General features: G+C 67.4%; 8 protein-coding genes. 2 read left to right on the forward strand and 6 right to left on the reverse strand.

The features are described from left to right. The first annotated feature begins 274 nt into the window (after positions 1 to 274). Both VGD20_RS13500 and VGD20_RS13505 read left to right on the forward strand, forming a co-directional pair. Complete coding sequence (locus VGD20_RS13500; protein WP_331134949.1) at positions 275 to 3172, forward strand: TonB-dependent receptor; 2898 nt, start codon at positions 275 to 277, stop codon at positions 3170 to 3172. Further along, positions 3166 to 5283, forward strand: coding sequence for an Atxe2 family lasso peptide isopeptidase (locus tag VGD20_RS13505; RefSeq protein WP_331134950.1), 2118 nt, complete (start codon positions 3166 to 3168; stop codon positions 5281 to 5283). The genes VGD20_RS13500 and VGD20_RS13505 overlap by 7 nt, the downstream gene beginning before the upstream one ends. On the opposite strand, the gene VGD20_RS13510 is transcribed toward VGD20_RS13505, so the two are convergent. The 6 genes from VGD20_RS13510 to VGD20_RS13535 all read right to left on the reverse strand — a co-directional run bounded on the left by VGD20_RS13510 (position 5217) and on the right by VGD20_RS13535 (position 10008). Further along, positions 5217 to 6959 carry an asparagine synthase C-terminal domain-containing protein gene (locus tag VGD20_RS13510; RefSeq protein ID WP_331134951.1) on the reverse strand — a complete coding sequence of 581 codons (1743 nt, stop codon included), beginning with the start codon at positions 6957 to 6959 and terminating at the stop codon, positions 5217 to 5219. The two genes, VGD20_RS13505 and VGD20_RS13510, sit on opposite strands and share 67 nt — an antisense overlap. Beyond that, the gene (locus tag VGD20_RS13515) at positions 6956 to 7615 is read right to left on the reverse strand and encodes a lasso peptide biosynthesis B2 protein (protein ID WP_331134952.1); all 660 of its coding nucleotides are present in this window, start codon (positions 7613 to 7615) and stop codon (positions 6956 to 6958) included. Before VGD20_RS13515 ends, VGD20_RS13510 begins: the two co-directional genes overlap by 4 nt. Positions 7616 to 7663: 48 nt before the next feature. Then, positions 7664 to 7798 (reverse strand): benenodin family lasso peptide, encoded by a 135-nt coding sequence (locus VGD20_RS13520; RefSeq protein ID WP_331134953.1) that lies wholly within the window; start codon positions 7796 to 7798, stop codon positions 7664 to 7666. 116 nt (positions 7799 to 7914) lie between these two features. Beyond that, positions 7915 to 8517: a GntR family transcriptional regulator gene (locus tag VGD20_RS13525; protein WP_331134954.1), complete on the reverse strand. Its 603-nt coding sequence runs from the start codon at positions 8515 to 8517 to the stop codon at positions 7915 to 7917. Beyond that, positions 8514 to 9401 carry a phytanoyl-CoA dioxygenase family protein gene (locus VGD20_RS13530; RefSeq protein ID WP_331134955.1) on the reverse strand — a complete coding sequence of 296 codons (888 nt, stop codon included), beginning with the start codon at positions 9399 to 9401 and terminating at the stop codon, positions 8514 to 8516. Before VGD20_RS13530 ends, VGD20_RS13525 begins: the two co-directional genes overlap by 4 nt. Further along, on the reverse strand, positions 9391 to 10008 hold the full coding sequence (locus VGD20_RS13535; RefSeq protein ID WP_331134956.1) for an acyl-homoserine-lactone synthase: 618 nt from the start codon (positions 10006 to 10008) through the stop codon (positions 9391 to 9393). The genes VGD20_RS13530 and VGD20_RS13535 overlap by 11 nt, the downstream gene beginning before the upstream one ends. Positions 10009 to 10122 lie beyond the last annotated feature (114 nt).

Below are 10122 nucleotides of genomic sequence, written 5' to 3' on the forward strand. Positions count from 1 at the left end.
CCGCGCGCCGGGTGTCGGGGACGTTCCGGCGCGACGATCCGCGCGGCTTCGCCGACGCGCTCGCGGCGAGTTTCGGGCTCGAGGTCGAAGCGGCCGCCGATGGAAGCTTCGTGCTGCGTACCGCCGCGCCGGACGGCTCACCACCATCCGGGGGTCTGTGAAAAAGTCACAGGGTTAATTCCGCGATCGACGTCTCATCGGTCGAAGGGGGCACGCAAGGTGCCCGCTCGATCGGGAGACGATGATGCGAAACGGGGATTTACTCACTTTCTTGATGGGCTCGGCAGCGGTGCTCGCGCCCGCACCGGCGCTGGCCCGCGAGACGCCGCCGCCGGCCAGCCAGCAGGTGCGGCTGCCCGCGCAATCGCTCGGCGCGTCGCTGCGCATCGTCAGTACGCAGTTCGGACGCAATATCAGCATGTCCTCGGATATTGTCGCAGGCCGGAGCGCTCCCGCGATCGACGGGCGCTACAGCTTCGAGGAGGCCGTCGCGGTGCTCCTGCGGGACACCGGCCTGGTCGCGGTCCCCGCCGGGCAGGGGCTCGCTATCCGGCGCGCGCGGGCCGCGGCGGCAGGAGAAGGCGATCCCGTCCCGGACGAAGATATCGTCGTGACCGGCAGCCGCATCCGCGGCGCCCCGCCCGCCGGCGCCCGCGTCGTTACCATCGACCGCGCCGATATCGAGCAGAGCGGCTATGCGACGACCCAGCAGATCGTGCAGGCGCTGCCGCAGAATTTCGGGGGCGGGCTTAACGAGGGGACGATCGGCTTCACGTTGCGCGGCAACAGCAACGCCAATCTAGGCTACGGGTCGAGCGTTAATCTGCGCGGGCTCGGCGCGACTTCGACATTGACCCTCGTCGACGGCAATCGTGTGGCCCTTGGCGGCGTGTCGGGGATGTTCGTCGATCTTTCGCTGATCCCGGCCTCGGCGATCGAACGCGTCGAGGTCCTCGCCGACGGCGCGTCGGCGATCTACGGTTCGGATGCGGTGGCGGGGGTGGTGAACGTCCGGTTGCGAAACGATTATGAGGGGGCTGAAACGCGCGCGCGCTTCGGTTCGGCCAAGGGTTTCGAGGAGTGGCAGTTCGGCCAGATCGTCGGGGCGGGCTGGTCGAGCGGCCATCTGACGCTCGGTTATGAATATTATCGGCGCGGCAATCTTGCCGCGTCGGACCGGGCCTATGTCACCGAGGATCTGCGCGCCTTCGGCGGCCCCGACTATCGCAAGAGCTTTGCAAACCCCGGTACGATCATCGCCGCCGACGGATCGGTCTGGGGTATCCCGCGCGGGCAGGATGGATCGAACCTCGCGCCCAGCGACCTTCTCGCGGGACAGCCCAATCTCGCCGACGGGCGCGCGAACAGCGATATATTGCCGCGGCAAGAGCGTCATGCCGCTTTCGCGTCGTTGACCCAATCGCTCGCGCCCTGGCTACGGTTCACCGCGCAGGGCTTCTATGCCGAGCGCGATAGCGTTCTTCGGGTGACGCCCGATAATTATGGCAATATCATCGTGCGGCCGGACAATCCCTTTTACGTCGATCCGATCGGGACGGGAAAGCCGGTCGTGGTCAACTATGATTTCACGAGCGATCTGGGGCCGCAGCAGCGGCTCGCCCATGTCAGCGCCTGGAGCGGCAACGCCGGGCTCGAGGCGACGGTCGGGCGCTGGCGCGCCGAGCTGCGCGGCTCCTATGGCGTTCAGCGCGAGCGAAATCGTTCGATCAATATCCCGAACTATTATCATTTGGGCCAAGCGCTCGCCGACCTCGACCCGGCGACCGCCTATAACCTGTTCGGCGACGGGTCGGTTACGCCGCGCGCGACGGTCGAACGGGTTCGCGGCTTCAACCAGAGCGAAGGGACGTCGCGCGTCGGGTCGGTGGCGCTGAAGCTCGACGGGCCGTTGTTCGAGCTCCCGGGCGGCCCCGCACGGCTCGCGGTCGGCGGCGAAATTCGCTGGGAGCGCTACAATGCGAGCTCGCTCAACTATGATCGCTCGCCCGCGCCGGTCGATGGCGGCTCGGCGGGATTTCCGATCAACCGGCGCGTGGCGGCGGGCTACGCCGAAGTATCCTTGCCGCTGGTGGGGCCTGAGCAGCATATTCCGCTCGTCGAGGGGTTCGACCTGTCGCTCGCGGGGCGGATCGAGCGCTACGATGACTTCGGCACGACCGCCAACCCGAAGATCGGCGCGACGTGGAAGATCGGCGGCGGGCTCGCGCTACGCGGAAGCTGGGGCAAGTCGTTCCGCGCGCCGGGTTTCGCCGACATTCGGACGGGCCGCGGAACCGCCGCCTATATCCCGCTGCCGGTTCCCGATCCCGCGTCACCGACGGGCACGACGAACGTGCTCGCGCTGATCGGCTCGAACCCCGAGGTCGGACCCGAAAAGGCCGATACCTGGACCCTCGGCGCGGTCTATGCTCCACCTTCGCTGCCGGGTCTCCGGTTCGATATCGGCTATTTCGACATCAGCTACCGGAACCGGATCGCGAATCTCGCGACCGACTATATGTCGTTTCTAACCAATCGCGCGCTCTACCAAGCACTGATCACCGACGATCCGTCACCCGATCTTCTCGCGCGCTATTATGGCGACGGGAATTTCCGCAACCCGTTTGCCATCCCCGCCGGCGCGATCCGCGCGATCGTCGACGGGCGCACGCTCAATCTCTCGTCGGTGCATATGAACGGGCTCGATTTCGATCTCGGCTACGGCTTCAGCGAGGGCAAGAGCGCGGTCGCGGCGGGCGTGAGCGGCGCGTGGATCTTTCGCCAGCGCCAGCGCATCACCCCGACCGCGCCGTCCGAGAATGTCGTGTCGACGACGGGCAATCCGGTCGATCTGCGTCTGCGCGGGCGGCTGACACTATCGAATGGACCGTGGAGCGTTGCGTCCTTCGTCAACTTTGTGAACGGTTATCATAACACGTCGGTCTTGCCGGCGGCGCGGGTCTCGAGCTGGACCACCGTCGATGTGCAACTTGCCTACGATCTCGACAGGCTTGTGCCGGGCACCCGGCTTGCGCTCAGCGTCTCGAACCTGTTCGACCGCAAGCCGCCCTATGTCGAAAATGCCAATATCTTCTCGGCATCGGGATATGATCCCGACAATGCGAGTCCTGTCGGGCGGCTCGTCGCGCTGCAGCTGGTGAAGACATGGTAGGCGCGTTGTTTCCTGCGGCCGTCCTGCTTGCCGCCGCCGCTCCGGTCGAGCATGGGCAATCCAGGGCCGATTCGGTCCTCCCCGGTTCGGCTGGTAGCGGACCGAGCATAAGCGAGCTCGTCGAGATCACCGACATGTCGAGCATCGCTATCTCGCCCGACGGGCGGTCGATCGCCTTTCGCATGGAGCGCGCGTCGGTCGCGGCGAATGATTTCGCGCTCGGCTGGTACATCGTGCCGACCGACGGGTCGGCGCCGCCGCGGCGGATCGCCGACGCCGGGGAGGGTAACCGCCGCGACGGCGAACTCGCGACCGAGCCGCCGGTGTGGTCGGCGGACGGGCGCGCGATCCTGTTCCGCAAGGTGGCCGGCGGCGAGGTGCAGATCTGGCGCGCCGAAGCCGACGGCTCGAAAAGCGAGGCGCTGACCCGCGACGCCGCCAACGTCCGGCGTTTCGCGCTCGGCCCGAAACCGGATACGATCGTCTATTCGGTCGGGGCGACGCGCGCGGCGATCGAGGAGGCCGAAGAGCGCGAATATGACGAAGGGGTCCTGGTCGATGCACGCGTCGATCCCGCGCGTCCGCTTTATCGCGGCGCACGGATCGAGGGACGGCTCGCGAGCGATCGTTTTTCAGGCCGCTGGTTCACCTTCGGGACGCTGCTCGCGAATGCACCATCCGCCTATCGGCTGCTCGATCTTCGAACAGGCGCCATGCGGGAGGCGACGCCGGAAGAAGCCACGCTGATCGCCGAGACGCCGCGCTCGCCCGATATCGGTAACCCGAGGCCCGTCACCGCCGAAGCGCGATCGGGGGATCGCCGCGGCGACGCGCTTGTCACCGGCGAGGATTTTGTCTCGCGGCTTTCCGTGCGCCGCCCCGACGGCCGGCAGATCGATTGCGCGTCTCCGCAGTGCCGGCGGCGGATTGGCCGGATCGCCTGGCAAGGCGGGCGTGACGCAGTCGTCTTCCTGTCCTCCGATCGCGAGGGCGGGCAAGTCTTCCATCTGTGGACGCCGGGAGACGGGAAAGTCCGCCGGATTGCCGGCGGGGCCGGACGCTGGGGCGGCGGTCGTGACAGGGCGGGCTGCGCCGTCGATGCCGCCGCGATCTACTGCGTCGCGGCCGACGCGAACGAACCGCCGCGCCTCGTTCGCGTCGCACTGTCCTCGGGCCGGGTGACCACGCTCGCCGATCCCAATCGGGTCCTCGCCCGGCCCGGAACGTTGCAGTTCGAGGCGATGCACTGGTCGGGGCCGTCGGGGCAGGCGTTCACCGGACAGTTGATGCTGCCCCCAGGCGAACAGGCCGGCTTGCCCCTTTTCGTCACCTATTATCTTTGTGACGGATATCTGCGCGGCGGCGTCGGCGACGAATTCCCGCTCCGCCAGTTGGCGGCGTCGGGGATCGCGGTGCTCTGTATCGATCGCGTTCCCATGCGTGCCGGGCTCGCGAATCCGGTCGAACAATATCGGATCGGGCAGGAAGGCGTCGGCGAAGCAGTGCGGATATTGGCCGAACGCGGGATCGTCGACCGGTCGCGCGTCGGCATGGGCGGGGTGAGCTTCGGCGGCGAAACCACGATGTGGATCGCGCAGAACAGCGATCTGCTTGCGGCGATCTCGATCGGGAATACCTTGCTCTCGCCCGCCTATTATTGGTTCAATGCACTGCCGGGCAGCCTGATCCCACCGCTCCTCAAGCAGGTCTGGGGCATCGGCCGCCCCGAAGACGATCCGGCGCGCTGGGAATTGCTTTCGCCCGTATTCGCGACGGACAAGATAGGCGCACCGCTGCTGATGCAGCTTCCCGAACGCGAATTCCGCTTCAACGTCGAACTCGCCGCGCGCCTTGGCCAGGCGGGCAAGCCGGTCGAACTCTGGGCCTTTCCCGAGGAGACTCATCTCAAATATCAGCCGAAGCACAAGGCGGCGATCTATGCGCGCAATCTCGACTGGTTCCGCTTCTGGTTGCAGGGTTTTGTCGATCCCGATCCGGCGAAGGCCGAGCAGTATCGGCGCTGGCAGGCGATGCGGGGAGCCGCTCAGGATGGGGCGCCCGCAACGCCGCGTATCCAGCCCTCGGTATCCACGATCGGGAGCAGCCGGTAGAAGAGCTGGTCGCGATTGGCGAGGGGGTGCGCAAGGCAGGCTTCGATCGTGCCCCGATCGAGGAGGCCCGCGCCCGCGAGCAAACCATCGAGCAGGAATGAACGGAGCTTTGGGCGGTTGAGCTCGAAGGTCCGGGCGCAAAAGGCATCCATGGCGCCCTTTGTTCGCCGCTCGATGATGGCGCGGGGCAAATCACCGCGAAATGCCTCGCGGGCAACTGCCCGGTCGCGGCCGCCCGCTACCCAGAGCCAGGTCGGAACCGTAAGGCAGGCCTCGACGACGGGCTGCGAGAGGAGCGGAAAGAGCGACGGAGCCACCGCGTGCCGACCATAGCCTTCGAGATGGGCATAGGAGGCGAGGATTGCATGGATGTGCGCGCGGGTTCCGGGCGGCGCACCCTCGGGTTCGTCGAGCCATGGATGATGATCCGGCGCGGCGGGCAGAAGGGCGTCGTTGAGGAAGTGCCGGTTGCGTTTCCAGATGGGAACCGGTCGCCCGCGGCGGCGTCGGCGGCGCGCCATGCGCGCGACGGTCCAGACATTATCGCCATGGACTGCGGCAATGTCACGGATTGTCGTTGCCAGGCCGACGGTCATTCCGTGCGCCTGGAGCCGGTCGATTGCCGGAGCGACGGTGCCGAGCGAGCAGAAGACGCAGTCGCCGCCGGTTCCATTGATGAAGGCCTCCACGCGATGTTCGCGGCCGCGCAGCGCAAAGGATCTGTCGGCGAGCCGCAGCATCGCGAGCATCCCGGGGCGGGCCTCGACGCGCGGCGCGACCTCGGTGAGATCGATATCACCCTCCACGAGCGTCTCGATCAACGGGATGTGCGTGCGCTCGGCGACGGCGCGCGCGTAAAGCCGCTCATCACCTTCGGCGCCCGGCGTCGCGAGGTTGAGCGCGACAGCGTTGGCTTGGGCCGCCGCGAGCGCAGCGGCGACGATCGAGGAGTCGAGCCCGCCCGAGAGCTCGAGCGCGACCTTGCCGCCGGGCGGCACGAGCGCTGCGGTCGCACGTATCACCGCGTCGTGCACTCGCGCGGCGGCGTCTTCGAAGGTGGCCGCTCGGCGTTCGCGCGTCGTGAATGCCCATGGCGACCAGAGAGTCGAACGTTCAGATCGTCCCTCGTGCTCCATTGCACATTCGCCCGGCAGGATCTCGTCGATGCCCGATATGCCGGTCGCGCCGGTGTGAAGGTGTGCGAAGGCGAGATGATGCGCGACGGACGACCAGTCGATCGCTGGACGTACCGGGCCGGGCTCGAGCAGATATTCGATGTGCGACGCGATGCAGACGAGCGGCCCGCGCCGGATGCGAAAGGCGTGGACGCCGCCCGAGGGCGAGCGGAATGCGGCGACGCTTCGCTCGTCCGCTGACAGGGTGAGAGCGACATAGTCGCCCCAGTAGCGATCTACTGGCACGATTCCGCTGGCAGCGATCGCATCACCATCCCGCATGTCGGCACGGGCCGACCTCGCTGCGCGAAACAGGTCGCCGACGATGAGCCCCCGCTCGCTGGCCTCGACGTGCCGCGTATCCGCCGCCGTCAGCACCGTGAGCGGGCCGCGATCGAAGACGGGGGCGAGCTTGCCGGAATCGATGGCACGCCGTTTGAGCCGGGCCGCGACATCCGAACCGGCGGGGTCGATAAGAGCAAGGAAGCGGGCCGGCGTCATAGCGCGAGGATCGGAGAGAAAGCGCGCGCGTGGTCGAGCGCGTCGTTGAGCACGACGTCGCCCGATTGCGCCCAGCAATGCGCCGCAAAAGGCCATGCTTCGACACCGAATATGAGGGTCGGAAAGCATCCGCGGCGGCCGGCGAAGCGCAGGAAGGCGAGCGTATCGGGCAGGCATTGAGGGGCAAGCGGGACGAAGCGGCGATAACGGTCGAAGCGCCGCGCGAGATCGGCGGCGCCGATCTCCGATGCAGCGGACCCGCGCGAACGTTCGACGTCGGCGAGGATCGAGGCGAGCGAATGGCGACGGAGCGTGCGGTGCGCTGCGAAGGCCAGATGCGCGACCTCGATCGCCTCGGCCAGGTCAAAGCGTCGGCGCGGTCCTTCGCCTTCGATCGCGCTTGCGAGCGGAGTGGCTGGCATCGTGGGATCAATGACGGGATCGCCCGGGGGGCGCCGCTCGACGAGGCCGAGCTGTTCGAGCCGGCCCAAGTATCCGGGATCTACCGGACCGGCCTGGCGTCCGGCGACCCAGTCGAGCGCGAAGGCGGTTCCGGCGTCCACCTTCCAATAGCGATCGCGGCCCGTGTCGAGGAGGATCGCGCAGCCCGCGAAGCTGCGATGCGAGATGCCGGCGCGCATCCTGAAACCACTCATCGTCCGCCTCCAGAAGCGCGGACGGGCCTGAGCCCGCCCGCACCCTTGTCAGTCCTCGTCGCTGATGCCCTCGCGCACCTGCGTGAAAGCGCTGAGCTCGATCTGGAAATCGGGCGGTCCCTGCGTTTCGACGCTGGCAGCGCCGAGATCGATCAGGTCGGACGGTTCATAGTCGGGTTTCATGAGGCTTCTCCTCGATGCCGCGGAATTGCGGCACGGGGAAGCCTAGGAAAGCGGCGCGGCTATCCGAAATTTATACGCCTGCGATACACCGAATATTGCCGGGCTATAATCGCGCTTCAGGCGCGCCGGTAGATCGCCTCGACGATTGCGGGGACGAGCGCCATGCGCTGCCGGTGATACGCGGCGATGCCGCGTGCGATCGCGGGTGCATCGCCGGCCCCGACCAGCGCGCCGAGATCGGCCAGATCGCGTTCGGCCTCGGGGGCGACCGAATACTCGGCGATGCGGGCGACGTTGAGCCGGTCGCTCGCCGCCGCGACCTGGCGGCCGACTTCTGCGAGCCCCGAGCGCATGGCAACCAGGCCGAACAGTGTCCGGAGACGAACGGCATATTCCTCCTCTGCGCGCGGTTCGACCTCGCCGGGCGCGGCGGCGGGCCATCGTCGCAGCGCGATGCGAAGAAGCGCGCCGTTCCACTGGAGGAGATCGCGCAGCGCGGGCTCGGTCACGAGCGGCAGCTGAAACCCCTCGGCGGTGCGCATCTCGACGATATGCTCGCCGGCAAGCCGGTGCAGCGCATCGCGTACTGGCGACACGCTGCTCGCGAGCGTCGCCGCGAGCTTCCTCGGTTCGAGCCGCTCGCCCGGCGGAACATCGCCGCCGAGCAGGCGGGCCTTGAGCGCCTCGTAGACGCGCTCCGAGGTGACGCCGGCGTTCATCGCCCGCGCCGCTGCTCCGCGACGAAGGCTTCGACGAGCCCCTGCTGGTCGGGCCGCAAGGCATCGATTGCGCCGATGCACGAGGGGATAGGATCGCCCAGCAGGACCGAGGGGCATTGTCCTTCGAAATTGCCGAGATTGGGCCGGTGCTGGCTATAGCCGACGAGCGCGGCCAGCTCGGGGTCGAAGTGGCGCGCGACCTCGGGTGGATAGGCGAGCCATTGATTCTCGTAAGGCTTCAGCCAGCCGAGGCAGTAGCTCACGATCATGCCGCGGCGAATGTCACGGCTCCGGTTTTCGCCCGCGCCGTGAAGCGTCGAGCCGAGGAAGAGCAGGGCTGACCCGGGTGCCATTTCGGCGACCACGGGATTGTCTGCCGGGGCAGGGCCGAGCGCTGCTGCCGCGTGGCTTTTAGGCCAGATCAGCGTCGCGCCATTGTCGGTTCGATAGTCGGTGAACGGCCACATTATGTTGACCAGATATTCGGTCTCGCCGATCGCGCCGCGCCACATGTCCTGGTCGCGGTGCGGAAGCTGTGGCAGCGCGCCGGGGTGGAGCGCGATTGCCTGCGTGAGATTGAGCTGGATGCGCTCGCACCAGGGCGCGAGCATTTCTTCGGCGATGCCGAGAATCAGCGGATGGCGGACGAACGCATCGGCTAGAGCGGATCGCAGGAGAAGCCGTCCGAACCGCTTGGTGCGCGTGCCGTAGAAGCCGCCTTCGCAGAACGGTGTCGCCTCGAAGTCCGGACGCAGTTCCTCGTCAAGTTGCCGCACCAGTGCTTCGGGGACGGCGTCGGGAACGACGCAATAGCCCTCGCGCGCGAGTTCGGTCGACCATTTGCCGAGACTGGTTTCGGCGGCTCGCAGGGTTTCAGAGCGCATGCTGCGGCTCCCGTATTTGGGCCGGGCGCACGCCGATGCCGGCTTCAGCGAGCAGGCGCGGCGTGTCGTCGTCGATCTCGATCGTCAGCGCGCCGAGCTTCCTGCCGCGCACCATGCGTGCGGGGCCGAGCGGTCGGGCGCGCCAGCCGAAGGCGAGGATCTGCTCGAGCCAGCCCGTCTCGGCGACCCCGGTGTAGCGCTCGATACCCTCGGCGAGCGCGAACGCGGCGAGTGCCATGACCAGCCGGTCGCGTGCGAACCGGCGTTTCTTCGCGCGGATATGACGGTCGAGGCAGAAACGCGTCACCTCGTAGATACGGGGGCCGCGCGGGACCTCGCCGTCGCAGAGCGGCGCATAGAGATCGGCGAGGATATGCGGCCGCGTCGTCGGCAACAGCCGCGCCGAGGCGAGATGCCGGCCCGCGGGGTCGGTCACGACGAGATAGATCGCATGTTCGTCGTCGAACTGGTCGACTTCGAACCGGTCGGCGAGGACTGGAACGTCCCAGCCGAGCAGGTCGACGAACACGTCCTTGCGCGCCGCGAACATCGCGCGCAGCACCTCGTCCTCCGTTGCGGAACAATCGGCTTCGGTCAGATGCAGCATGTTGGAAACTCCCGTCTTGCGTGTGCACGGGAGGGTCGGGGTCAGGGCGCGGTCGCGCTATTCCCAGAAATGGGCATATCAATGCCCGAGGATGTCGGAGAAGCTGATGATCCC

The sequence above is a fragment of the Sphingopyxis sp. genome (genome assembly GCF_036402335.1).
In the GTDB taxonomy this organism is placed as follows: domain Bacteria; phylum Pseudomonadota; class Alphaproteobacteria; order Sphingomonadales; family Sphingomonadaceae; genus Sphingopyxis.